We start from the raw sequence: 23,857 nt of genomic DNA on the forward strand, positions 1-23,857 counted from the left end.
CCGCGGTCATGACGCTTCCTGCTGATTCCGTGTCGGACGGCAGCAGGCGAACGGTATAATTGCGTGCTTTGCTGCGGCGCTTCGGGCGCCGCACGCCCGCATTCCAACTTCCCGGCAGGACCACCACCATGACAGCCCTCCTCATCGACGGCAATGCCCTTTCGAAGACCCTGCGCGGCCAGGCCGCCGAGCGCGCCGCCGCCCTGACCGCACGCGGCCACCAGCCCGGTCTCGCGGTGATCCTCGTCGGCGAAAACCCGGCGAGCGAAGTCTATGTGCGCAACAAGATCAAGGCGTGCGAGGACAACGGCTTCTTCTCGCTGAAGGATGCGTACCCGGCCACGCTGTCGGAAGCCGACCTGCTCGCGCGCATCGACGCACTGAACCGCGACCCGAAGATCCACGGCATCCTCGTCCAGCTGCCGCTGCCCGCGCACATCGACAGCCACAAGGTGATCGAGGCGATCGCACCGGAGAAGGACGTCGACGGCTTTCACGTCGCGAACGCCGGCGCGCTGATGACCGGCAAGCCGCTGTTCCGCCCGTGCACGCCGTACGGCGTGATGAAGATGTTCGACGCGCACGACATCCCGCTGCAGGGCGCGAACGCGGTCGTGATCGGCCGTTCGAACATCGTCGGCAAGCCGATGGCGATGATGCTGCTCGACGCAGGCGCGACCGTGACGATCTGCCACAGCAAGACCCGCGACCTCGCCGCGCACACGCGGCAGGCCGACATCGTGGTCGCCGCGGTCGGCAAGCGCAACATCCTGACCGCCGACATGGTGAAGCCGGGCGCGACGGTGATCGACGTCGGCATGAACCGCGACGACGCGGGCAAGCTGTGCGGCGATGTCGATTTCGCGGGCGTGAAGGAAGTCGCCGGCCACATCACGCCGGTGCCGGGCGGTGTCGGCCCGATGACCATCACGATGCTGCTGATCAACACGATCGAAGCCGCCGAGCGCGCCGCTGCCGCCGCAGCCTGACGCCCTGCCCGCTCAGCCGGCGCGCGGTTCCGTGCGCCGGCGCCCCGCTAGCCGCCTCGCCGCGGCTGCACCGCGCCGGCCACAAGCTGCCGGACGTCCGTCGTCCCTCGCCGGTCACCCGCATCCGACCCTGCGTCAATCGCGCCATTAGAAACTAACGATTGGAAAGCGCACGATGCGCCCCAATAATGTCGGTATCGGGCGCCATCGCGCCTAGCCGCCGTTACCCTTTTCATCCCGGTTCATCCGGCAACAGACAGGGAGTCTTATGTCCGCCAGCGCCAATACCAATCCGCTCCTCGACTTCTCCGGCCTGCCCCGTTTCGGCGAGATCCGCCCGGAACACGTGACGCCCGCGCTCGACACGCTGCTCGATGCCGCCAGCCGCGCGGTCGAAGCCGCGAGCGCGAACGAGACGCCGTCGACCTGGGCCGCCGTCGTCGAGACGGTCGAGCACGCAACGGAGCCGCTCGGTCGCGCATGGGGCATCGTCGGCCACCTGAACGCGGTCGCCGACACGCCCGAACTGCGCGCCGCCTACGGTGAAAACCTGCCGCGCGTGACCGAGTTCTGGTCGAGCGTCGGCCAGAATCTCGCGCTGTACGAGAAGTACAAGGCGATCGCCGCGAGCGCCGAATACGCGACGCTGTCCGCCGAACGCAAGAAGATCCTCGACAACGCGCTGCGCGATTTCCGCCTGTCGGGCGCCGAGCTGCCCGAAGACCGGAAGCCGCGCTTCGCGGAACTGCAGGAACAGCAGGCCGGGCTGTCGAAGGCATTCTCCGACCACGTGCTCGACGCGACCAACGCATACGCATACTTCGTCAATGACGAAGCCGACCTGGCCGGCCTGCCCGGCGACGCGATCGAGGCCGCCCGCGAAGCCGCGCAGAAGGACGGCAAGGACGGCTGGAAATTCACGCTGCACTTCCCGTCGTACTTCCCGGTGCTGCAATACGCGGACAACCGCGCGCTGCGCGAGACGCTCTACCGCGCCTATGCGACACGCGCGTCGGAACTCGGGCCGCAGTACGGCGACGGCAAGGCCGAATGGGACAACACGGCGATCGTCATCGACGCGCTGAAGCTGCGCCATGAAGAGGCGCAGATGCTCGGCTACCGCAACTTCGCCGAAGTGTCGCTCGCGCCGAAGATGGCCGAATCGCCGCAACAGGTGACCGCATTCCTCGAGGATCTCGCGACGCGCGCGCGCCCGCACGCGGACAAGGACTGGGACGAGCTGCGCACGTTCGCCGCGAAGGAAATCGGCCTGACCGAACTCGCACCGTGGGACGTCGCGTACGCAGCCGAAAAGCTGCGCCAGCAGCGCTACGCGTTCTCGGAAAACGAGGTCAAGCAGTACTTCCCGGAACCGGCTGCGCTGAAGGGCCTGTTCACCGTCACCGAGACGCTGTTCGGTGTGCGGATCAAGCCGGACGACGCGCCGGTGTGGCACAAGGACGTGCGCTTCTTCCGCGTCGAGAACCGCGACGGCTCGCTCGTCGCGCAGTTCTATCTCGACCTGTACGCCCGCGAGGGCAAGCGCGGCGGCGCATGGATGGACGACGCGCGTTCGCGCGCGAAGCGCGGCAGCGGCGTGCAGACGCCCGTTGCGTACCTGACCTGCAACTTCTCCGCGCCGGTCGGCGGCAAGCCTGCGTGCTTCACGCACGACGAAGTCATCACGCTGTTCCATGAATTCGGCCACGGGCTGCACCACATGCTCACGCGCGTCGACGAGCTCGGCGTGTCGGGCATCAACGGCGTCGAATGGGATGCGGTCGAGCTGCCGTCGCAGTTCATGGAAAACTTCTGCTGGGAATGGGACGTGCTGTCGTCGATGTCGTCGCACGTCGATACGGGCGCCGCACTGCCGCGGGAGCTGTTCGACAAGATGATCGCCGCGAAGAACTTCCAGAGCGGGCTCGGCACGCTGCGCCAGATCGTGTTCTCGATGTTCGACATGCTGCTGCACGTCGACTTCGACCCGGCCGGCGCCACCGGCGTGACCGCGTTCGCGCGCGAGATCAACGAGCGCTATCACGTGATCCCGCAGGCGGCCTTCTCGCGCTGGCCGAACACGTTCAGCCACATCTTCGCGGGCGGCTATGCGGCCGGCTACTACAGCTACAAGTGGGCCGAAGTGCTGTCGGCCGACGCGTACGCGGCGTTCGAGGAAGCGGCCGCCGCAAGCGGCAGCGTGCTCGACGCGGCCACCGGCACGCGCTATCGCCGCGAAATCCTCGAGGTCGGCGGCAGCCGCCCGGCGATGGAATCGTTCAAGGCATTCCGCGGCCGCGAGCCGGAAATCGACGCGCTGCTGCGCCACAGCGGAATGGCGACGCCCGCGCACTGAGCGCGCCCCGCTCTTCCGGCTGCATCGACAGGCACCGCTTCGGCGGTGCCTTTTTTCATGGGGCGGGCGTTTCGTCGTCGAACAGCGAGAATTGCCCGTGGCGCTCGGCCGTGTCCTCGTCGATGCGCACGCCGACGCCGAGCAGCCGTACGGCCTGCGCGCGGCGCTGCAGCCCCTTCGCGAGCAGCGTGACGGCCGTCTCCGCATGCGTCGCGTCGGCCACGCACTCGACCGTCGTGCGCTGGAAATCGGCGAAGCGGATCTTCACGTACAGCTTGCGGATCGACCGCGCGGCGCCTGCGCGCTCGATCCGCGCGTCGAGCTGCACGACGAGGCGGCGGATTTCGTCCGCGCATTGCTCGAGCGTCGTCAGGTCGGTCACGTAGGTCGTCTCGACGCTGACCGACTTGCGCTCCTGGTCGGCCTGCACGGGCCGCTCGTCGATCCCGCGCGCCAGTTCGTACAGCCGCCGCCCGAACGCGCCGAACTCGCGGTGCAGGTCGATCAGCGGCCAGTCGCGCAACTGCGCGCAGGTCTGGATGCCGAGCCGGTCGAGCCGCGTGGCCGTCACCTTGCCGACGCCGTGCAGCTTGCGCACCGGCAGCGCCGCGACGAACGCATCGATCTCGTGCGGCCGCACGACGAACAGGCCGTCCGGCTTGTTCCAGTCGGACGCGATCTTCGCGATGAACTTGTTCGGCGCGACGCCCGCCGACACGGTCACGCCAACCGTGTCGAACACGCGCTGGCGGATCTCGCGCGCAATCAGCGTCGCGCTGCCCTGGCACCGCTCCGACCCGCTGACGTCGAGAAACGCCTCGTCGAGCGACAGCGGCTCGACGTCGGGCGTGTAGTCGCGATAGATCGCCATGATCTGGCGCGATGCCGTGCGGTACTTGTCCATCGCGGACGGCAGGATCAACAGGTCCGGGCACTTGCGCATCGCCAGCGCCGACGACATCGCCGAATGCACGCCGTAGCGCCGCGCCTCGTAGTTACAGGTCGCGATCACGCCGCGCTGGTCGGGCCGGCCGCCGACCGCGAGCGGCCGGTTGCGCAGCGACGGGTCGTCGCGCATCTCGACCGACGCATAGAAACAATCGCAGTCGCAGTGAATGATCTTGCGCATGCGCGGCAGCGCGTCGCCGGGCGGCGGCGCGTGCGGATCGGCAGGCGGGAGAGTGGTCGGGTTCACGGTGCCGATACTGTACAAAAACACAGTGCCGGTTTCAACTGTCGCGTGCGGCCGCGCCCGGCTGCGCCGTACCGGCCCGCTTTGCGCGGATCGTACCGGCCGTCTGCGGACAGCGACGCCTATACTCGTCTGCCGCGACATATGAAATGCAAAAGGTGACGGATGAAGACGATCGGACTGATCGGCGGCATGAGCTGGGAATCGTCGGCCGAGTACTACCGGATGATCAACCGGCACTCGAAGGCGCTGCACGGCGGGCACCACAACGCGAAGAGCGTGCTGGTCACCGTCGATTTCGCCGAGATCGAAGCGCTGCAGCGCACGCAGGACTGGGCCGCACTCGGCGAACGGATGGCCGACGCCGCGCGGCAGCTCGAAGCGGCCGGCGCCGATCTCGTCGTGCTGACGACCAATACGATGCATCGCGTGCACGACGCGATCGAGGCCGCGGTGACGCTGCCGTTCCTGCACATCGCCGACCCGACCGGCAGCGCGCTGCGCGACGCGGGCGTCGAGCGCGTCGCCCTGCTCGGCACGCGCTACACGATGGAATTGCCGTTCTACGCAGAGCGGCTGCGCGGGAAATTCGGCATGGAGGTGCTCGTACCGGACGAACGCGGACGCGACGACGTGCACCGGATCATCTACGACGAGCTGTGTCATGGCGTCATCTCGGCGGAATCGCGCGCGACGTATGTGTCGGTCATCGAGGCACTGGCGAAGCGCGGCGCGCAGGCCGTGATCCTCGGCTGCACGGAAATCACGCTGCTGATCGGCCCCGACGATTCGCCGCTGCCGGTATTCGATACGACCGCGCTGCATGCGAAGGCGGCCGTCGAGTGGGCGGCACGCTGACCGGCGCACGATGCTATCCATGCCACGATGCACTCGTGACCGGGCGCATCGCGCCGCGCGGCCTCCTGCTGGTACGCGTGACCTACGACGCGTCGACCGCTCTCCCCTGCGCTCCGGCTTGACCGTCGTTCGTCTCGAACGGGCACGCTGCGCCGAACGGCGCCCGCTCCGCCTGCCCCGGCGTACCGATCAACGCGATCAGCCCGCACGCGAGCGAGCCGCGCCAGTGCAGATAATCGTGCCCGCTCGCCGTTGACGCGTAACGCACTGCGTAGCCCTTCGCGTGCAGCACGTCACGCAGGTGGCGGCTGGTCGTGCCGATACCGGCCGGCCCCTTGCCGTCCTCGAACCGGCCGCTCTCCAGATAGAACCGCACCGGCAACCGCTCGCGCGCCGCATACTCGCGCGTCAGCCAGCCGGCCGCACGCGTACGCGCGTCGCCCGATGCCGGCGCCCACCAGAACGATCCCGACTGGCTCAGCACATTGCCGAACAGTTCGGGATGGCGCAGCGCGGCGTAAGCGGAAGCGAGGCCGCCGTAGCTCGACCCTGCGATCACGGTGCGCGGCGCCGATGCGCTCACGCCTTCATCGCGCGCCCACGGCATCAGTTCTTCCGCAAGAAAACGCGCGAAGGCCGGATTCGGCGGTAGTTCGCGCCCACGCGTCGCGCTGTCCGGATTGCCGACGATGATCGCGGCCGTACGCGGCACGCGCCCTTCGGCGATCAGGTTGTCGAGAATGACCGGCACGGGAACCGTATCAACATACGCATGCGCGTCGAACACCACGACGAGCGCACGCTCGGGATCGTCCGCGCGATAGCCTGCCGGCCGATACAGGTACACGTCGCGCGTATTGCCCAGCACGACGCTCGCGAAGCGATGGACTCCGAGCGTACCGGCCGCGACGGCCGGGCGCGCAACGAGCCACGGTTGCGGCGGCGCGTCGCGCAATTCCAGCACCGACTTGCCCTGATACGGATCCAGACCCGGATTCATGAACGCGTTCGGATTGAGCGGATCGCGTTGCGCGGTCGAGAGAATCGCACGGCGCCGCGCGCCGTCGTCGAGATCAAGCGCCGGAACGTCCGGCGCGAGCAGGTAGCTGAGACGCGCGGTGGACGGCACGACGTAGCTGCGATACCAGACATCGCTGCCGGGCAGATGTTGCAGCGTGTCGTGCTCGCCCGACGGGCTGCCGAGCACGCGGACGCTGTCGCGGGCACCGCGCCACAGGAACGTGACGAGACGCGTCGCTTCCTCCGGCGGATTCAGGCCGCGTGCGAGCGTCGCATCGGTGCGCGCCGGTTGTGCGGGCGCCGGTTCGACGAGCGGCGCACCTCGATCCGCCACTTCCCGCCAGAACGCGTCGGTCGTCCCGCCTGCCGCCAGTGCGGCCGCAAGCGCGGCAATGCGCGGGCTCGCAATCGCACGCTCCGGCGCGTGCTGTCGCGTGCGCGGCACGCGCTGCGTGATCTCGAGCCGGTACGCACGCGCGTCGTTCGGCGGCAATGCATCGGGCTGCGCAGCCGATACGCGCAGCGCATAGTCCCCGTCCGCCGGCGCAACGAACATGAAATCGCGCGCCTGCCCGTCGGACGTCACGAGCCGGCGCACATGCCGGCCGTCACGCGCGACAAGATCGACGTTCGCGACTGCGCCGTCCAGCCGGCCCTGCACGAACGTGCCGGCTTCGAGCGGTAACGCATAAGCCGCGCCCTCGCGCGACAACTGCCCCGTCGCCCCCTCACCTGCCGCCAGCGAGCCCGCCGCGCATGCGGCCGTTGCACCGGCCGCGGCGAGCACGAGCACCACGCGACGCCCCCACGCGCCAACCCTCATCGTGTTTCCGAATGTCGTCATCGCGCACCTCAGAAATCGATGGTGGCCGACACCTTGAAGGTGCGCGGCGCATTCTGCGTGACGAAGCCGTCGTTGAACGAGCCGGCCCAGAACGTGCGGTTCGCGACATTCTCGACGGCGCCGCGCACGACGACCGGCTTGCCCGCCACCATGGTCGCATAGCGTGCGCCGAGATCGAACCGGGTCCAGCCGGGAATGCGCTGCGTATTCGTCGAGTTGACGAACTGTGCGCTCGTCGCCACCGCCCGGCTCGACAGCGTCAGGCCCCGCACCCACGGTGCATCCCACTCGAGGCCGAGGTTCGCGGTCCATTTCGGTACGCCGAACGCCGTATTGCCGTCATATGCGCCGCCGGCCGTATGCGTGAGCAACGCCTGCGTGTAGGCGACGCCGCCGAGCACGCGCAGCCGCGGCAGCACCTGGCCGAACACGTTCCACTCGACGCCGCGGTTGCGTTGCTCGCCGTCCGCGCTGTACAGGTTCGTCGCGGGATCCTTCAACATGCTCGGCTTCGTGATCTGGAACAGCGACAGCGTGTTCGCGAACGTGTCGGTCTCCCATTTCGCACCGACCTCGACCTGCTTGCTCTTGTACGGCGCGAACATCTGGCCGTAGTTCTTCGCGGTGATGTCGGTGACGGTGTCGCCCTGCGTGAGCCCCTCGACGTAGTTCGCATAAAGCGATACGTCCGGCCCGAACGGCCGAACGACGAGCGCGAACGCGGGGGTCAGCGCGGTTTCGTTGTAGTCCGCGGATTTCAACCCCGTCGCGGCCGCGTAGGTTTTCGCGTGGACACGCTGACTGCGCAGACCGAGCGTCAGTTGCACGCTGTCACGCATGACCGACAGCGTATCGGCCACCGCGACGCTCGTCAGCGCGGCCTCGGACGTCTTCGGCGCCGCGCCCGGCGACGGCGCGAGCGGCGGATCGATCGGCGCATAGATGTTCGACGCGAACGTCGCGCTCGTGCGGTTGATCGTGCCGGCCTCGATCTGCAGCGAGGTCACACCGACCGACACCTGGTGGCTGACGGGCCCCGTACGGAACTTCGCGCGTGCCCCCGCCTCGATCGACGTCGTATCGGTATAGCCATTCTGGTTGTAGGTCACCGCGCGATAGCTGCCGTCCGGCTGGATCGCGCCGGCCCGCGTGCCGTTGATGAAACCCGAGTAGCGATAGCTGAGGCCGCCGATCCCCGCGTACGCGGTAATCCGGTCGGTCAGGTCGATCTCGCCGCGCGCGACGACCGCCTGGTTGTCGAGCTTGCCCCACGCGCCGCGCAGCAGGTTCGTCCCGGGCGAAGGCGGGCTCACGACCCTGCTCGCGAACGAGGCCATCCACGGGCTGCCGTTGTCGAAGCGCTCGGTGTCCGTATAGGCGTCGAGCGAGAAGCGCGCACGCTCGCCGCGTACGTCGAATGCGAGCGACGCCAGTTCGCGCTTCTTGCCCTGCCCGTCCATCGTCGTGCGGCCGTCGCGATACGCGCCGTTCACGCGGATGCCGACCTGGTTACGATCGCCGAAGCGCCGGCCAAGATCCGCATGCACGCCGAACTGGCCATCGGAGATGTAATCGGTCGTGAGCCGTGCGAGCGGCGTATCGCCCGCGCGCTTCGGCACGAGGTTGATCGCCCCGCCCACGCCGCCGCTCGGCGAGATGCCGTTCAGCAGCGCATTCGGCCCTTTCAGCACCTCGATGCGCTCGATGAACTCGGTGGGCGAATGGCCGTACGGCGCGAGACCGTACATTCCGTTGAACGCGAGATCGTCGGCGATCACGTTGAAGCCGCGGATCGTGTAGTTCTCGATCAGGTGGCCGGTCGAGGTCGTGAAGCGCACCGACGGGTCGTTCTCCAGTACGTCGGCAACCGTACTGGCCTGCTGGTTCGCGATCAGTTCCGACGTGTAGCTGGTGATGTTGAACGGCGCATCCATGAAGTCGGCATTGCCGAGCATGCCGAGCCGGCCGCCGCGAGCGACCTGGCCACCGTCGTAGACCTCGGGCAGCGCAGCGGCTCGTGCGTTCACGATGATCGCCGGCAGCGTCGCGCCGTCGTTCCCCACGCCCGGCGCGGACAGCGGCGCGACCGTCGCGCGGCGCGTCACCAGATACCCGCCATCCGTACGCACGGCTTCGAGTCCGTGCGGCGCGAGCAGGCGGGCGAATCCCTCGGACACGCTCATGCGCCCGTTCAGCCCGTCGCTCGCGATCTGCCGCGTGAGCGCCGCGTCACTGACCAGCTCGATGCCGGCGGCGACTGCGAAGCGGTTCAGCACGACGTCGAGCGGGCCGGCGTGAATCGCGTACGCGCGCCGGTCGTCGGTATCGACGCGCGGCGGCGGATCGTCAGGCTGCGCCTGCACGCCGGGCGACATCGCGAACGTCAGCGCGACGACGATTGCCGGTTCGAGCGCGCGTGCGGCTGCGCAGCGACGCGCGGTTCGGAATGCGGGACGGGATGCGGGCGGGGTAAACCGGCGAAACGCCATGATGAAGAATCCTTTGGGTTCGGAATGATGCGAAGGTGCTTCTGGTATTCCGAACGAACCGCCGAAACCCTCAATCGCCGGACGAAATTTTTTTGCCGGGATGCGCGCTGCCGCTCAACGCGGCACGACCGTGACCCAGTAACGCGTGCGATAGACGACCGCCACGGGCAGCGCAGTTCGCAGGTTCGCGAGCGCGCGATCGGTGTCGGTCAGCGAGAAAACGCCCGACACCGACAGTCGCGCGAGCGACGGGTCGCAGCGCAGCACGCCGGGCCGATAGCGCGCCAGCTCGGCGCACCATGCATCGACCGGCATGCGCTCGGCAATCAGCCTGCCCTGCGTCCACGCGTTCGCCTGCACGTCCGCCGGCATGCGTGCCGCGATGCGGTCCGCATCGAATCGCGCGGCGTCGCCGGCATCGAGCCGCCATGCCTGCCCGGCCGCACGGGCCGGCCGGATTTCGACCGCCCCCTCGAACACGTCGACGCGCGCGGCCGCTCCGTCGTCATGTACGGCGAAGCGCGTGCCGAGCGCCAGCGCGACACCTGAACGGGTTTCGACGCGAAATGGCCGGAGCGACGGATCGTGCGCAGTCTCGACATACAGGCCGCCGTGCACGAGCACGATGCGTCGCTCGTGCTCACCGAACCGCACGTCGATCGCGCTCGCCGTATCGAGCCATATGCGTGTGCCGTCCGCCAGAATGATCTTTCGCACCTCGCCGACGTCGTTCGCATAATCGGACGTCGCCGACTGCCAGAGACGCGTGCCGCGCACACCGCAGGCCGCACCGCCGAGCGTGATCGCCCAGCCGAGCGTACGCATCGCCCGCCGACGCGCCGGCCGGGCCGGCTGCGCGAGCAGCACGTCGCGCGCCGCATCGGCCGGCACGCCGCCCAGTTTCGCGTCGATGCCGACGAGCCGTTGCCATGCGCGTTCGTGGTCGGGATCGGCTGCGCGCCATGCCGCGCACCGGCGCCGATCCTCATCCGTGGCCTCCCCCGACCACAGGCGCGCCAGCCATTCGACCGCGCGCTCGACGACCGCTCCGGGCAACGGCTCGCCCTGCTGCCGCCGGTTCATGCGGTATCCCCGTAAAGCGTTGCGTAACAAGCGCGCAACGCGGTTGCGATGTATTTTTCGACGGACGATACCGACACGCCGAGCCGCGCAGCAATCTCGCGATACGTCAGGCCGTCGAGCTTGCACAGCAGCAGTGCCGTGCGTGCGTTCGACGGCAAGCGGTCGAGCATCGCGTCTATTTCGCACAGCGCCTCGATCACGAGCGCACGCGTTTCGGGAGAAGGCGTGTCGGGCTCGGGCAGGCGCCGCACCGTGTCGAGATAGGCCGATTCGATTCGCCGGCGGCGATGGAGATCGATCACGAGGCCGTTCGCGATCTGCGTCAGATAGCGACGCGAATCCTCCGGCTGCGGTGTCGTACCCGCGGCAAGCACGCGCAGATACGTGTCGTGCGCGAGATCGGCGGCATCGCACGCGTTGCCGAGCCGCTTCCTCAGCCAGCCACGCAACCAGCCGTGATGATCGTTGTAGAGCGCGCGGAAATCCCGCAGCGCATGGCTTTCGATGACACCCATCCGTTCCCCGACGCGGCCCGGTCTAGCCGTGTCGCCCAATAACGATAATGATTCTCATTCATTTTATGGGACAGCGGGATGCCATGGCAAGCGGGACCGTCCGGATGTCTCGCATTCCGGACGCAGAAAACAAAAAACCCGGCACGGGGCCGGGTTCTTGTAGACGAGGTGCGCATCGGTCATTTGCGCTGCACATCGCCTGATGTGCTTGGTTGCGGGGGTAGGATTTGAACCTACGACCTTCGGGTTATGAGCCCGACGAGCTGCCAGACTGCTCCACCCCGCGTCAGAGAAATAAATTATAGGGTGAGGAAGTACTCACGTCAATACCTTTGTCACAATTTCTTCTTCACGCTCCGGGACGGCAGCGCACGGCAGGTTCGCCACCCCGCACGACTCGCGCGTTCGCGCCGCATGCTCGCGGTAAGATGGCGGCCTTTGCATTCACGCCGCACGCACACTCCCGTTCATGAAAATCGCCACCTGGAACGTCAACTCGCTCAACGTCCGCAAACAGCACGTACTCGACTGGCTCGCACAAAGCGGCACCGACGTACTGTGCCTGCAGGAACTGAAGCTGCCGGACGAGAAATTCCCGCGCGCCGATCTCGAGGCAGCCGGCTACCGCAGCTGGTTCACGGGCCAGAAGACCTACAACGGCGTCGCGATCCTCGCGCGCGAGTCGCTGAACGTCGACGAATCGGACGTCGTGCGCAACATCCCCGGTTTCGACGATCCGCAGCAGCGCGTGGTCGCCGCGACGGTCGACGGCGTGCGCATCGTATCCGCCTATTTTCCGAACGGCCAGGCGCCCGACTCCGACAAGTTCGCCTACAAGATGCAGTGGCTCGACGCGCTGCAGGCGTGGCTGCGCACCGAACTGCAGCGCTACCCGAAGCTCGCGCTGCTCGGCGACTACAACATCGCGCCGGAAGACCGCGACGTACACGATCCCGCGAAATGGGAAGGCCAGAATCTCGTGTCGCCGCAGGAGCGCGCGCACTTCGCGCAGTTGATCGAACTCGGCTTCGTCGATGCGTTCCGCCGCTTCGAGCAGCCCGAGAAAACCTTCACGTGGTGGGACTACCGGATGATGGGGTTCCGCCGCAATGCGGGGCTGCGCATCGACCACATCCTGCTGTCGCCGGCGCTCGCGGAAACCTGCACGTCGTGCGAGGTCGACCGCACGCCGCGCACGTGGGAACAGCCGTCCGACCACACACCCGTCGTCGCGATCGTCGGCTGATCGTTCAATCCGCCCGCGCGTTCAGCACCGCGCGGGCGCCGGCCCGAGATGGGCCCACAGGAAGCCGAATTCGGCCGCATCGGCTTCCGCGCGCTCCAGATCGTCGGCACTGCCGTGGCCGCCGTCGGTGTTCTCCCAGTACCACACCCGTTCATGACCGAGCGCATGCATGCGCGCGGCCATCTTGCGCGCGTGTGCGGGGTGCACGCGGTCGTCGCGGGTCGAGGTCGTCAGCAACAACGGCGGATACACGACACCTTCGCGCACGCGGTGATACGGCGAATACGCGGCCAGCGCCGCGCCTTCGCGCGGATCGTCAGGATCGCCGTATTCGTCGAGCCAGGCGGCGCCCGCGTGCAGCTTCGGATAGCGCTGCATGTCGAGCAGCGGCACGCGGCACAGCACCGCGCCGAACAACTCCGGCCGCTGCATCATGCATGCGGCGACCAGCAGCCCGCCGTTGCTGCCGCCCTCGATCCCAAGCTGCGCGGCGGTCGTCACGCCGGTCGCGGCCAGATCCTCGGCCACCGCGATGAAATCGTCGAACGAGCGCTGCCGGTGTTCGCGCTGCGCGTCGACGTGCCAGCGCGGCCCGAACTCGCCGCCGCCGCGGATGTGCGCGAACGCCATCACGCCGCCGCGTTCGAGCCACCCGATGCCGAACGCGTCGCTGTAGCCCGGCAGGTTCGGGATCGCAAAGCCGCCATAGCCCGACAGCAAACACGGCCGTGCGACGCGCGTGGCGCCATCGGCAGGATCGAGCGCATCGCGCGGCCCGATCAGCGTGTACGGCACCACCGTGCCGTCCTGCGAGCGCGCACTCGCGCGGCGCACGACGAGGCCGGCCGCATCGAACTGCACCGGCGGCCGGTCGAGCAGCACGCGGCGCGACGGCGCATCGTCCGCGCGGTCGGCAAGATCGGCCAGCCAGCATTCGGGCGGATCGAGATAGGTATCGACGTCGACGTACACCTCGTCGTTCAGCGTCGCCTCGACGGGCTCGACGTCGATCTGCGCGTCGCCCGGCCATTCGAACGGTCGTGCGTCCCACGTCCACGTACCGTCGTCGGCCTGCCGCGGCTGCCACAGCATCGTGCGGTTGTGCACGTCGTCGAGCCAGCTCGCGATCAGCGTCGTGCGCGTGTGCGTCCACGTGCACGCGGACGTCGTCGGTTGCGGGGCGAACAGCGTCGTGAACTCGCGCGCCCCGGCAAGGAATGCCTGCTCGCGGATCGCGAGCAGTGAGCCGCCTGCATGGTGCACGCCGTCGCAATCCCAGTCGAGACGCGGCTCCAGCACGAGCCAGCCTTCCCAGAATCCGACCTCGACATGCGTCGGCACGTCGTAGCGTGCCCACTCGCCCGCTTCGGTCAGCCAGTACGCATGCGCGTCGAAAAAATCGACGCTGCGCCACGCGACGTGGCGGTTGTCGATCGGATCGAACCACGCGCCCGCGCTGATGTCGTCGGGTTCGCCGCTGAAGACGACGGGCGCGTCGGCGAGCGCCGTGCCGCGCACCCAGCGTCGCGCCTCATACGGATAGCCGGCCGCGGTCGCGTGAGCCTCGCCGCGATCCCAGCTCACGTAGACGGTGTCGCGGTCGATCCAGCCAACCGTGTGATGGCCCGGCTCGTCGATCGTGAAACCGTCGTCGACGAATCGGCGCTCGACGAGATCGAACTCGCGCACGACGACCGCGTCGGCGCCGCCCGGCGACAGCGACAGCAGCACGCGATCGCCGTCCGGATACAGGATCGTCTCCTGCTCGAACACCCACGACTCGCCCTCTTCCGCGCCCAGCGCGTCGACATCGAGCAGCGTTTCCCACTCGGGACGGCCGGCACGCCAGTCGTCCCAGCGCGTGCGGCGCCACAGCCCCTTCGGATGGAGATCGTCCTGCCACAGGTCGTACGCCCAGTCGCGCCAGCGGGTCGGAATCACCGGGCGTTCGCGCGGCAGATACGCTTTCGCGAGACGCGCCGTCAGCGCGCGATACGCATCGTCGTCACGCAGTGCGGCGCGCGTACGCGCATTCTGCTCGTCGACCCACGTGCGGGCACGCTTGCTGTCGAGCGCTTCGAGGAAACGGAACGGGTCGGCCCCGGCGGGCCAGCGGAAGGAATCGGACATGGATTTCGGCGGAATGGCAAACGACGTGCAAACCGCGATTATGTCCGATCGCGGCATGCGCGATGCCCGCGCATGCCGCGAATCGTGCTCAGGACTCCAGGTGCAGTTCCTGGATCTTGCGCGTGATCGTGTTGCGGCCGATGCCGAGCCGCTCCGCGGCCTCGACCTTGCGGCCGCGCGTGAAGTCGAGCGCCTCGCGGATCACGGCCGCCTCGAAGCGGCGCGCGAGCTCGTCCATCACGTCGGCCGAATTCTCGCGCAACAGCCGCGCGACTTCGGTACGCAGGCCATGCTCCCACACCGGGTAGCCGGCCGGCGCGCTGCCGTTCGACGCAACCGCCACCGGCATTGCACCGGTCGCAGGCTGCACGGCCACCGCGCCGCCGCCGCTGCCGAGCGCATCCGCGCCGTCGCCCGTCGCGACGACCGGCGTACCGGACGCTCCGGCCGGCACGAGGTCGGGCGGCAGGTCCTTGATCTCGACCGTCTGCGCAGGCGCCATCACGGTCAGCCAGTTCGCGAGATTCTCGAGCTGCCGCACGTTGCCCGGAAACGCGAGCGACGTCAGGTACGCGAGCGCTTCGTCGGACACGCGCTTCGGCTCGACGCCGAGATCGCGTGCGCTCTTCTGCAGGAAGTGGCGCGTGAGCAGCGCGATGTCCTCGCTGCGCTCGCGCAGCGGCGGCAGGCGCAGCCGGATCACGTTGAGCCGGTGGTAAAGATCCTCGCGGAACAGCCCCTGCCGCACGCGCGACTCGAGATTCTGGTGGGTCGCCGCGATCACGCGCACGTTCGCGCGCAACGGGTTGTGCCCGCCGACCCGATAGAACTGCCCGTCCGACAGCACGCGCAACAGGCGCGTCTGCAGGTCGAACGGCATGTCGCCGATTTCATCGAGGAACAGCGTGCCGTTCTCGGCCTGCTCGAAGCGGCCCTGCCGCGTCGTCTGCGCGCCGGTGAACGCGCCGCGCTCATGGCCGAACAGCTCGGATTCGAGCAGGTCCTTCGGAATCGCCGCAGTGTTCAGCGCAATGAACGGGCCGTTCGCGCGCGGGCTGTGACGGTGCAGCGCGCGGGCGACAAGCTCCTTGCCGGTGCCCGACTCGCCGGTGATCAGCACGGTCGCGGCCGAATGCGACAGACGGCCGATCGCACGGAACATGTCCTGCATCGCGGGCGCCTGGCCGAGCATCTCGGGCGCCTCGGCCACGCGCTCGTCCTGCGGGGCGCCGCCGCGCAGGCTTTCTTCCACCGCGCGGCGGATCAGCTCGACTGCCTTGTCGACGTCGAACGGTTTCGCGAGATATTCGAACGCGCCGCCCTGGAACGCCGCAACGGCGCTGTCGAGATCGGAGAACGCCGTCATGATGATGACGGGCAGGCCCGGCAGGCGCTCGTGCATCGCCTGCAGCAACTCGAGGCCCGAGCCGCCCGGCATCCGGATGTCGGATACGAGCACCTGCGGTGTCTCGTGGTCGAGCGCGGCCAGCGCATCGCGCACGTTCGCGAAGCTCTTCGTCGCGAAGCTGTCCCGGGCGAGTGCCTTTTCAAGCACCCAGCGGATCGATTGGTCGTCGTCTACTATCCAGATCGGCTTCATAGGTCGGTCAGATATGGGTGAATCGCAAAGCCGCCGCTCAATGGTCGAGCGGCAGCAGAATCTGAAATTCGGTACGTCCGGGCCGGCTTTCGACCTCGATCATCCCGTCGTGCTGCTGCACGAACGTCTGCGCGAGCGTGAGGCCGAGGCCGCTGCCGTCTTCGCGCCCGGACACGAGCGGGTAGAAGATCCGGTCGCGGATCTCTTCCGGAATGCCGGGCCCGTTGTCGATCACATGCAAGTCCAGTGCCAGCCGGTACAGGCGCTTCGCGATCGTCACCTTGCGCGCGATGCGGGTGCGCAGCTCGATCTTCGCGTCGCCCTGCGCGATCCGGTCGCGCAGCGCCTGCGCGGCATTGCGCACGATGTTGAGCAACGCCTGGATCAGCTGCTCCTTGTCGCCGCGCAGGTCCGGCACGCTCACGTCGTAGTCGCGCTCGATCGTGAGCCCGCGCGGGAATTCCGCGAGCATCACCGCGCGCACGCGTTCGCATACTTCATGAATGTTCACGTCGCCGACGATGTGCGGATGCCGGTGCGGCTCCAGCAACCGGTCGACGAGCGTCTGCAGGCGATCCGACTCCTTGATGATCACCTGCGTGTATTCGCGCAACTCGCCGCGCTCGCGCTCGCCCAGCTCGAATTCGAGCAGCTGGGCTGCGCCGCGAATGCCGCCGAGCGGGTTCTTGATCTCGTGCGCGAGGTTGCGGATCAGTTGCTTGTTGACCGCGGTCAGGTCGTGGATGCGCTCTTCCCGGTCGGTGCGCGACTGCCGTTCGTTCTCGAACAGCTCGACGAGCACGAAATCGGGCGCCGTCTCGAGGAAGCCGACGATCGCATGCACGTGCAGCGGTTCGCGGCCGGGCCGGTCGAGCACGGTATCGAGGTGCGTCGCGTGAAAGCGCTCCTCGCCGATCGCGGTGATCGTCGACGCCAGCTCGTTCGCATTCGGAAAGATCTCGACCCACGGCCGCTGTGCGAGCTGCCGGCGCGAGATGTCGAGCATCGCTTCCGCCGACGGGTTCGCGAACGCGATCCGCAGCGTCTTGCGGTCGAGCACGATCACGACCGTCGGCAACGCTTCCAGCCCCGCCAGCAGGCCCGAGCGTGCGAGCCGCTCGTCGTCCGCCAGTCGCTCGGGTTGCCCCGCTTTCGCCTTGATCAGATTCTTCAGAACCATCTGCGTGCTTGTCGCGCCTCACCGGGCCAGAAAATGAAAATCGTCGGAACAAAAAAGGGACGGCTGGACGCCGCCCCTTTCAGACTCCGCCGTTCCCGCCGCAGGCCGCGCGACGGGAACGAACCGGCATGACGGCGCTGAATCGAAGCGCCATCGCCGATTAGAGCGAGTAGTACATCTCGAACTCGATCGGGTGCGTCGTCATGCGGAACTTCGCCAGCTCCTGCTCCTTCAGCGCGAGGTAGGCATCGAGCATACCGTCCGTGAACACGCCGCCGCGCGTCAGGAACTCGCGATCCTTGTCGAGTGCTTCGAGCGCCTGGTCGAGGCCCGCGCACACGGTCGGGATCTTTGCATCTTCTTCCGGCGGCAGGTCGTACAGGTTCTTGTCCGCTGCTTCGCCCGGATGGATCTTGTTCTGGATCCCGTCCAGACCCGCCATCATCAGTGCCGAGAACAACAGGTACGGGTTCGCCATCGGATCCGGGAAGCGCGTTTCGATACGGCGGCCCTTCGGGTTCGACACGTGCGGAATGCGGATCGAGGCCGAGCGGTTGCGTGCCGAGTAGGCGAGCTTGACCGGTGCTTCGAAGTGCGGGACCAGACGCTTGTACGAGTTCGTCGTCGGGTTCGTGATCGCGTTCAGCGCGCGAGCGTGCTTGATGATGCCGCCGATGTAGAACAGCGCCATTTCCGACAGGCCGGCATAGCCGTTGCCCGCGAACAGGTTCTGACCGTCCTTCCAGATCGACTGGTGGACGTGCATGCCCGAACCGTTGTCGCCGACGATCGGCTTCGGCATGAACGTCGCCGTCTTGCCGTACGAGTGCGCGACGTTATGGATGATGTACTTCGACCATTGCGTCCAGTCGGCGCGCTCGACCAGCGTCGAGAACTTCGTGCCGATTTCGTTCTGGCCCTGGCCCGCCACTTCGTGGTGGTGCACTTCGACCGGGATGCCGAGCTGTTCGAGCAGCAGGCACATTTCCGAACGCATGTCCTGGAACGTGTCGACCGGCGCGACCGGGAAGTAGCCGCCCTTCGTACCCGGGCGGTGGCCCGTGTTGCCGCCTTCGAATTCCTTGGCCGACGACCACGGTGCTTCTTCGGAGTTGATCTTCACGAAGCAGCCCGACATGTCCGTGCTCCACTGGACCGAGTCGAAAATGAAGAATTCCGGCTCCGGACCGAAGTAGGCGGTGTCGCCGATGCCCGTGCTCTTCAGGTACGCTTCCGCGCGCTTCGCGAGCGAACGCGGGTCGCGCTCGTAGCCCTTGCCGTCGGCCGGCTCGACCACGTCGCAGGTCAGGACCAGGGTCGACTCTTCATAGAACGGGTCGACGAAAGCGGCGTTCGGGTCCGGCATGAGCAGCATGTCCGACGCCTCGATGCCCTTCCAGCCCGCGATCGACGAACCGTCGAACGCATGACCGCTTTCGAACTTGTCTTCGTCAAACGCCGAAACCGGCACCGACACGTGCTGTTCCTTGCCGCGCGTATCCGTGAAGCGGAAATCGACAAACTTGACGTCCTCGTCCTTCACGAGCTGCATGACGTCGGCGACGGTTTTACTCATAACCTCTTCTCCTGATTGAACAATTCCGGCGGACTGGGAACCGCCTCGTTTATCGAGCTGACCGGGGTCTTGCTTTGGCGCAGCGCGCCCCGATTCGACCGAATTCTATATAGCAGCTTCCGTGCCACCTCTGCGAACGATGCGCGCAAATCGCGCCAGGGCTCGCCACGACAGGGCCGGGCTGCGCGATTCCGGGGCTTCGCGCCGCACCGGCCGCTCGTCGAACGCACCGAGACGGTGCAATCGCCGTCACCCGCCGCATCCACCGAATCATTCTGGTGCATGCACGCCATTCTGCACTCTTTTGGTGAACGCGTGGGTCGTGCGCGCACCGTGCCGCATGCGGGCGTCCGTGCCGCGACGCCGCGCTAGAATGTTCGTTTGACCGCTACGGAGACTCCCTGCCATGAGTACGCTCGACCAGCTTTACGCGAAGGCCGACGAACGCCGCGCCCAAGGCGCGCTCAATTACGCCGGCGCGCTGCTGCCGGCCGAGGCATTCGAACTGCTGCAGCTCGACCCGTCGGCGCGCCTCGTCGACGTGCGCACGCGCGCCGAACTCGACTGGATCGGCCGCCCGCTCGTCGGCGACGGCCAGTACCTGCATCTCGAATGGACGCGCTACCCGGGCGGCGTGCCGAACGCCGAATTCGTCAACGAACTGAAGGCGGCCCTCCCGGCCGATACGCCGATCCTGTTCCTGTGCCGCAGCGCCGCGCGCTCGAAGCTCGCCGCGGTCGCGTCCGCACAGGCCGGCTTCACGAAAGCGTTCGACCTGCTCGAAGGCTTCGAGGGCGCGAAGGACGCCGAAGGCCACCGCAAGACGGTCGACGGCTGGTGCTTCCGTAAACTGCCGTGGATCGGTGCCTGACGGCACACTGCGCCGACCGGCTGCGACAACCTCATCGTCGAGCCGGGCGATGACACGCCGATGACGGGCCGCGTTGCGCGGCCCGTGGCTTTTGTGCAGCCGCCTGGCCGGCCGCTCAGGCGCGCGGTGCGTCCGGCTCGACGACGTCGCCGCCGAGCAGGTGCACGCCTTCGCGCAGCTTCACGAATGCAGCCGCGACCGCTTCCGGCTCGCCCTTCACGCCGAGGTCGATGTGGCGGCGCGCGTAGATGCCGCCGCGCTCCGCGTCGCCGACGCTCGGCAGGCTGAACACGCGCACGCCCGGGAAATCGCGCTCGATGCGCTCCATCAGCGGCGTGAGCGTCGATTCAGGCAGCTCGAACACGTACAGCGAGCGCTCGGCATGCGGCGTCGCGTGGTGCAGGTGCGCGTACTTCGTATCGAGCACCCATTCGATCATCGGCCAGGCCATCACCGGGAAGCCCGGCACGAAGTGCAGGTCGCCGGCCGAAAAGCCGGGAATGCGGTTATAGCCGTTCGGGATGATCGTCGCGCCCGCCGGGAACACGCCCATGTTGAAGCGGTGCTGGTTCTCCGGCGAGTCGAAGTCGACCGGCTTGGCCTGATCGGCGTGCGTTTCGCGGATCCGCTCCGAAATCAGCACCTTCGCTTCCGGATGCAGTTCGAGCGGCACGCCGAGCGCGGCCGCCGCGCACTGGCGCGTATGGTCGTCCGGCGTCGCGCCGATCCCGCCCGTCGAGAACACGATGTCGCCCGACGCGATCGCGCGTGCGAGCGTCGCCGTGATGCGCGCCGGATCGTCGCCGACGTATTCGGCCCAGTCGAGCGCGAGGCCGCGTGCGCCGAGCAGCTCGATGACCTTCGCCAGATGCTTGTCCTGCCGGCGGCCCGAAAGGATTTCGTCGCCGATGATGATGATGCCGATGCTCATGCCTGCCCCATGTCGATTGCGGTGGCGCGCGAGCTCGCGCGCAGGTCCTCCAGCGCGCGCAGGCAATAGTGCCCGAACCACAGCGCCGAGAAGACGAGGATGAAAGCGTATACCCAGATCATGGCCGCCGCGACGAACGGAAACAGCACCATCATCCAGACCGACGACACCCACACGAAGGTCGGTACGGTGCCGAGCAGCCCGGTCGCGACGCCGATGCCGATCAACGGCCAGCGGTGCTGCCGCACGAGCGCACGGCGCTCGTCGCGGCTTGCGTGCAGCGCGAGCGCGTCGTAAGTCATCACGCGATAGGTGAGCCAGCCCCAGATCACCGGCGGCAGCAGCGCGAAGAACGGCGGGATCAGCCACAGCGGGATCGTGACGACGAGCAGCACGACGCCGACGATCGCCGCGCCGAGCGAATTGACCGCGCTGCCGAAGAAAGTGCCGCCCCGCTTCGGCTCGAGCGCCGCGAACTGCCGGTTCGACAGGTGCTTGATCACGACCGGCATCGAGATCGTCGCGATCAGCAGCAGCACGGTCAGCACGATCAGCGGGATCGCGAGCGACACGACCACGAACGGCGCGACGACCGCATGCAGCTGCGACATGCCGATCGCATCGAACGCGCGATACAGCGCGGCCGTCAGCACGAAACCGTCGAGCGCGCCGCGCGCGGCGTCGATCAGCGTCTGCCACGAGAACCACAGCACGGCGCCCCAGAGCAGCGCCGAGACGACGAACGGCATCAGGGTGAGCCACAGCATGCGCGGGTGCAGCGCGCTGGCGAGCGCCCGGATGAAGGAGCGCAGCAAGTCGTTCATGCGAACCTGTATCGACGGAGAAAAACGGGGAAAGGATAAACCACACGGCCCGCATGCACCAAAGTGCATGCGGGCCGTGTGGGAATGCCGGTCAACGGGTGCGGGAGCAGGATCAGGCCGATGCCGCGCCGCGCTTCGCGGGGAACAGGCGCCGGAAGATCCGCACGAACGCGAGGCCGTGCTGCGACCAGAAGCCGTCGCCGTACGACACGCCCTCGACCTGGTCGCGGATACCGGTCGGCTCGACGGTGCGGTTCCACGACGCCGTACCGAACATCATGTCCCACCACGGGAACAGCACGCCGAAGTTGCAGCCGTATTTGGTACCTTCGTGGCCGTAGCCGACCGCATGGTGGCGCCGGTGGAAGATCGGGCTTACGAGCAGGCGCTCGCCGAGCCGGCCGAACGACAGCCGCGCATTCGTATGCTGGATGCTCTGCATGAAGTTCGTGAACGCGGTGAGCACGACGAACTGGGACGGCGTCACGCCGATCACGAGCGCGATCGCCGCGAAGAAGCACGACTGGATCACGTCGTCGAGCAAGTGGTTGCGATCGTCACACCACAGCGACATCTGCCGCTGGCTGTGATGGACGGCGTGCAGCTCCCACCAGACACCGAACTTGTGCTGCCAGCGGTGATACCAGTAGCCGGCGAAGTCGAGCACGACGAGGTAGATCGCGAACGCGACGATCGGCTGCGAGGTCACGCCCGGCCACAGATAGTCGAGGTTGACGTTCGCAACGCCGTGCAGGCGCAGCCACGCCTGGAAGTTGTCGAACACCGGCTGCAGCGCGAAGAAGAAGAACAGCGTGTAGATGCCGAGCTTCGAGATCGCCGTGTAGATCACGTCGACCCGCACCGCACGGCGGTTTTTCCAGCGCTCGACCGGCAGCAGCGCCTCGAGCGGGCGCAGCAGCGCGAACATCAGCACCATCTGCAGCGCGCCGATGACCACCCAGTACAGTGCGTCGTAGGTGTCCTCGTCATAGTCCATCATGTTGAACTTGAAGAGGAGCGGCTGCACGATGTCGACGTACAGCCAGGTCTGGATATTCGACACGAAAGTATCGAGCAGGTGCAGCATCGCCAGTCTCCGTCCGTTACGCGCCGTTCGCCGCCTTCCACGGCGCGCGGTCGTAGAAGTAGATCCCGTGCGGCGAGCGGCCGACCGAGATGGTCTGCACCAGCTTGCGCGACGGCAGGTCGATGATCCCGACCTTCTTCGCGAAGCGGAACGTCACCCACAGCGTCTTCTTGTCGGCGGACAGCTCCATGTCGTCCGGCCCCGGCAGCAGGCCGGTGATGTCGCCGACGTTGGTGAGCGTGTTCTCGTCGATGATGCTGATCGTGTTCGCGACGCGGTTCGTCACCGCGACGTGCGTGCCGTCGGCGAGCGAACGGAAGTTGTGCGCGCCCTTGCCCGTGACGATCTGCTTGACGACCTTCTGGTTGCGCCAGTCGACCACCGCGACGTAATCCGAACCCGTCATCCCGACGAGCAGGTACTTGTCGTCCGGCGTGAGCCACAGGCCGGCCGGCACCTTGCCGACCTTCATCTTCCACTTGACCGTCTGCGTCGGCAGGTCGATCGCCGCGATCTCGCCGGACACCTGCAGCGACACGAGCAGCGTCTTGCTGTCCTTCGTGAACGCGAGGTGGCTCGGCATGACTTCGAGCGGCACGCGCTTCGCGAGGTGCAGGTCGCGGCCGTCGTAGCTGTAGATGTCGACGCGGTCGAGGCGCAGGCCGGCCGCCGCGAACCACTTGCGGTCGGGCGAGAAGCCGAGCTGGTAAGGATCGTCGATCCCTTCGACGGTGCGCTGCAGCTTGCCCGTCTTCGGATCGAGGAACATCAGGCTGTTCGAGACCGAATTTGCAACGATCAGCGACGAATTGTCGGGCGTCACCATCAGGTGGTGCGGTTCCTTGCCGGTCGGCATCGTGCTGACGACCTGGCGGGTCTGCTGGTCGATCAGGGAAAGCGTCGCTTCGGCCGAGTTGAGAACGATCACGTTATTCGCGTGGGCGGCGGGCGCCAGTACGGCGGCGGCCAGCGCGAGCGTGCGGCCGAGGGAAAGGAAAGTGCGCATGAAGACTCACGTCGTGGAACAACCGTCATTGTAAAACGTTCAACCGGCCGCACCGGTTGA

The 23,857-nt window shown here is 67.3% G+C and carries 18 protein-coding genes and 1 tRNA gene; 5 read left to right on the forward strand and 14 right to left on the reverse strand.

From position 1 onward, the window contains the following. Window positions 1-128: 128 nt before the first annotated feature. Together folD and AC5LXK_RS11400 are read left to right on the forward strand one after the other, a co-directional pair. Entirely contained in the window at window positions 129-989 is an 861-nt protein-coding gene (gene folD, locus AC5LXK_RS11395; RefSeq protein WP_493388918.1) for a bifunctional methylenetetrahydrofolate dehydrogenase/methenyltetrahydrofolate cyclohydrolase FolD, read from the forward strand. A gap of 268 nt (window positions 990-1,257) precedes the next feature. After that, window positions 1,258-3,345 carry a M3 family metallopeptidase gene (locus AC5LXK_RS11400; RefSeq protein ID WP_493388919.1) on the forward strand — a complete coding sequence of 696 codons (2,088 nt, stop codon included), beginning with the start codon at window positions 1,258-1,260 and terminating at the stop codon, window positions 3,343-3,345. A 55-nt stretch (window positions 3,346-3,400) separates the two neighbouring features. On the opposite strand, the gene dinB is transcribed toward AC5LXK_RS11400, so the two are convergent. Further along, on the reverse strand, window positions 3,401-4,564 hold the full coding sequence (gene dinB, locus AC5LXK_RS11405) for a DNA polymerase IV (protein ID WP_493388920.1): 1,164 nt from the start codon (window positions 4,562-4,564) through the stop codon (window positions 3,401-3,403). A 138-nt stretch (window positions 4,565-4,702) separates the two neighbouring features. Between dinB and AC5LXK_RS11410 the strand changes: the two genes are divergently transcribed. Further along, a complete protein-coding gene (locus AC5LXK_RS11410; RefSeq protein ID WP_493388921.1) occupies window positions 4,703-5,395 on the forward strand; it encodes an aspartate/glutamate racemase family protein in 693 nt (230 codons plus the stop codon). A gap of 82 nt (window positions 5,396-5,477) precedes the next feature. Here the strand turns inward: AC5LXK_RS11410 and AC5LXK_RS11415 are convergent, their stop codons facing one another. The 5 genes from AC5LXK_RS11415 to AC5LXK_RS11435 form a co-directional block, all read right to left on the reverse strand. Then, window positions 5,478-7,259 (reverse strand): alpha/beta hydrolase-fold protein, encoded by a 1,782-nt coding sequence (locus AC5LXK_RS11415; protein ID WP_493388922.1) that lies wholly within the window; start codon window positions 7,257-7,259, stop codon window positions 5,478-5,480. A gap of 8 nt (window positions 7,260-7,267) precedes the next feature. After that, window positions 7,268-9,748, reverse strand: a complete 2,481-nt coding sequence (locus tag AC5LXK_RS11420; protein WP_493388923.1) for a TonB-dependent siderophore receptor — start codon at window positions 9,746-9,748, stop codon at window positions 7,268-7,270. Between the two features lie 114 nt (window positions 9,749-9,862). Continuing rightward, entirely contained in the window at window positions 9,863-10,831 is a 969-nt protein-coding gene (locus AC5LXK_RS11425; RefSeq protein WP_493388924.1) for a FecR domain-containing protein, read from the reverse strand. Beyond that, window positions 10,828-11,346: a sigma-70 family RNA polymerase sigma factor gene (locus AC5LXK_RS11430; RefSeq protein WP_493388925.1), complete on the reverse strand. Its 519-nt coding sequence runs from the start codon at window positions 11,344-11,346 to the stop codon at window positions 10,828-10,830. Before AC5LXK_RS11430 ends, AC5LXK_RS11425 begins: the two co-directional genes overlap by 4 nt. 209 nt (window positions 11,347-11,555) lie before the next feature. Continuing rightward, window positions 11,556-11,632 (reverse strand) — tRNA-Met (locus tag AC5LXK_RS11435). A gap of 183 nt (window positions 11,633-11,815) precedes the next feature. Between AC5LXK_RS11435 and xth the strand changes: the two genes are divergently transcribed. Continuing rightward, window positions 11,816-12,592, forward strand: coding sequence for an exodeoxyribonuclease III (xth, locus tag AC5LXK_RS11440; RefSeq protein ID WP_493388926.1), 777 nt, complete (start codon window positions 11,816-11,818; stop codon window positions 12,590-12,592). Window positions 12,593-12,613: 21 nt separating this feature from the next. On the opposite strand, the gene AC5LXK_RS11445 is transcribed toward xth, so the two are convergent. The 4 genes from AC5LXK_RS11445 to glnA all read right to left on the reverse strand — a co-directional run bounded on the left by AC5LXK_RS11445 (window position 12,614) and on the right by glnA (window position 19,078). Then, on the reverse strand, window positions 12,614-14,722 hold the full coding sequence (locus AC5LXK_RS11445; RefSeq protein WP_493388927.1) for a prolyl oligopeptidase family serine peptidase: 2,109 nt from the start codon (window positions 14,720-14,722) through the stop codon (window positions 12,614-12,616). 88 nt (window positions 14,723-14,810) lie between these two features. After that, complete coding sequence (gene ntrC, locus AC5LXK_RS11450) at window positions 14,811-16,322, reverse strand: nitrogen regulation protein NR(I) (protein ID WP_493388928.1); 1,512 nt, start codon at window positions 16,320-16,322, stop codon at window positions 14,811-14,813. A 37-nt stretch (window positions 16,323-16,359) separates the two neighbouring features. Continuing rightward, window positions 16,360-17,502: a nitrogen regulation protein NR(II) gene (gene glnL / locus AC5LXK_RS11455; protein WP_493388929.1), complete on the reverse strand. Its 1,143-nt coding sequence runs from the start codon at window positions 17,500-17,502 to the stop codon at window positions 16,360-16,362. 160 nt (window positions 17,503-17,662) lie between these two features. Next, window positions 17,663-19,078, reverse strand: a complete 1,416-nt coding sequence (glnA, locus tag AC5LXK_RS11460; protein ID WP_011352587.1) for a type I glutamate--ammonia ligase — start codon at window positions 19,076-19,078, stop codon at window positions 17,663-17,665. A 406-nt stretch (window positions 19,079-19,484) separates the two neighbouring features. Here glnA and AC5LXK_RS11465 point away from each other — a divergent pair, with 406 nt between their 5' ends. Continuing rightward, window positions 19,485-19,949, forward strand: a complete 465-nt coding sequence (locus AC5LXK_RS11465) for a rhodanese-like domain-containing protein (protein WP_493388930.1) — start codon at window positions 19,485-19,487, stop codon at window positions 19,947-19,949. Between the two features lie 115 nt (window positions 19,950-20,064). Here the strand turns inward: AC5LXK_RS11465 and AC5LXK_RS11470 are convergent, their stop codons facing one another. From AC5LXK_RS11470 to AC5LXK_RS11485, 4 genes are all read right to left on the reverse strand, one after another. After that, window positions 20,065-20,880 carry a competence/damage-inducible protein A gene (locus AC5LXK_RS11470; protein WP_493388931.1) on the reverse strand — a complete coding sequence of 272 codons (816 nt, stop codon included), beginning with the start codon at window positions 20,878-20,880 and terminating at the stop codon, window positions 20,065-20,067. Then, window positions 20,877-21,704 carry an EI24 domain-containing protein gene (locus tag AC5LXK_RS11475; RefSeq protein ID WP_493388932.1) on the reverse strand — a complete coding sequence of 276 codons (828 nt, stop codon included), beginning with the start codon at window positions 21,702-21,704 and terminating at the stop codon, window positions 20,877-20,879. Before AC5LXK_RS11475 ends, AC5LXK_RS11470 begins: the two co-directional genes overlap by 4 nt. A gap of 112 nt (window positions 21,705-21,816) precedes the next feature. Then, window positions 21,817-22,791 carry a sterol desaturase family protein gene (locus tag AC5LXK_RS11480; protein WP_493388933.1) on the reverse strand — a complete coding sequence of 325 codons (975 nt, stop codon included), beginning with the start codon at window positions 22,789-22,791 and terminating at the stop codon, window positions 21,817-21,819. Window positions 22,792-22,807: 16 nt separating this feature from the next. After that, entirely contained in the window at window positions 22,808-23,797 is a 990-nt protein-coding gene (locus AC5LXK_RS11485) for a YVTN family beta-propeller repeat protein (RefSeq protein ID WP_493388934.1), read from the reverse strand. Window positions 23,798-23,857: the final 60 nt, after the last annotated feature.

This window comes from Burkholderia pulmonis (genome assembly GCF_984667975.1).

What these genes read in the sequence shown, in the direction of transcription:
- folD (WP_493388918.1), top strand. Translation starts at nt 129, where the DNA reads ATGACAGCCCTCCTCATCGACGGCAATGCCCTTTCGAAGACCCTGCGC.
- AC5LXK_RS11400 (WP_493388919.1), top strand. Translation starts at nt 1,258, where the DNA reads ATGTCCGCCAGCGCCAATACCAATCCGCTCCTCGACTTCTCCGGCCTG.
- AC5LXK_RS11410 (WP_493388921.1), top strand. Translation starts at nt 4,703, where the DNA reads ATGAAGACGATCGGACTGATCGGCGGCATGAGCTGGGAATCGTCGGCC.
- AC5LXK_RS11415 (WP_493388922.1), bottom strand. Translation starts at nt 7,259, where the DNA reads ATGACGACATTCGGAAACACGATGAGGGTTGGCGCGTGGGGGCGTCGC.
- AC5LXK_RS11420 (WP_493388923.1), bottom strand. Translation starts at nt 9,748, where the DNA reads ATGGCGTTTCGCCGGTTTACCCCGCCCGCATCCCGTCCCGCATTCCGA.
- AC5LXK_RS11425 (WP_493388924.1), bottom strand. Translation starts at nt 10,831, where the DNA reads ATGAACCGGCGGCAGCAGGGCGAGCCGTTGCCCGGAGCGGTCGTCGAG.
- AC5LXK_RS11430 (WP_493388925.1), bottom strand. Translation starts at nt 11,346, where the DNA reads ATGGGTGTCATCGAAAGCCATGCGCTGCGGGATTTCCGCGCGCTCTAC.
- xth (WP_493388926.1), top strand. Translation starts at nt 11,816, where the DNA reads ATGAAAATCGCCACCTGGAACGTCAACTCGCTCAACGTCCGCAAACAG.
- AC5LXK_RS11445 (WP_493388927.1), bottom strand. Translation starts at nt 14,722, where the DNA reads ATGTCCGATTCCTTCCGCTGGCCCGCCGGGGCCGACCCGTTCCGTTTC.
- ntrC (WP_493388928.1), bottom strand. Translation starts at nt 16,322, where the DNA reads ATGAAGCCGATCTGGATAGTAGACGACGACCAATCGATCCGCTGGGTG.
- glnL (WP_493388929.1), bottom strand. Translation starts at nt 17,502, where the DNA reads ATGGTTCTGAAGAATCTGATCAAGGCGAAAGCGGGGCAACCCGAGCGA.
- glnA (WP_011352587.1), bottom strand. Translation starts at nt 19,078, where the DNA reads ATGAGTAAAACCGTCGCCGACGTCATGCAGCTCGTGAAGGACGAGGAC.
- AC5LXK_RS11465 (WP_493388930.1), top strand. Translation starts at nt 19,485, where the DNA reads ATGAGTACGCTCGACCAGCTTTACGCGAAGGCCGACGAACGCCGCGCC.
- AC5LXK_RS11470 (WP_493388931.1), bottom strand. Translation starts at nt 20,880, where the DNA reads ATGAGCATCGGCATCATCATCATCGGCGACGAAATCCTTTCGGGCCGC.
- AC5LXK_RS11475 (WP_493388932.1), bottom strand. Translation starts at nt 21,704, where the DNA reads ATGAACGACTTGCTGCGCTCCTTCATCCGGGCGCTCGCCAGCGCGCTG.
- AC5LXK_RS11480 (WP_493388933.1), bottom strand. Translation starts at nt 22,791, where the DNA reads ATGCTGCACCTGCTCGATACTTTCGTGTCGAATATCCAGACCTGGCTG.
- AC5LXK_RS11485 (WP_493388934.1), bottom strand. Translation starts at nt 23,797, where the DNA reads ATGCGCACTTTCCTTTCCCTCGGCCGCACGCTCGCGCTGGCCGCCGCC.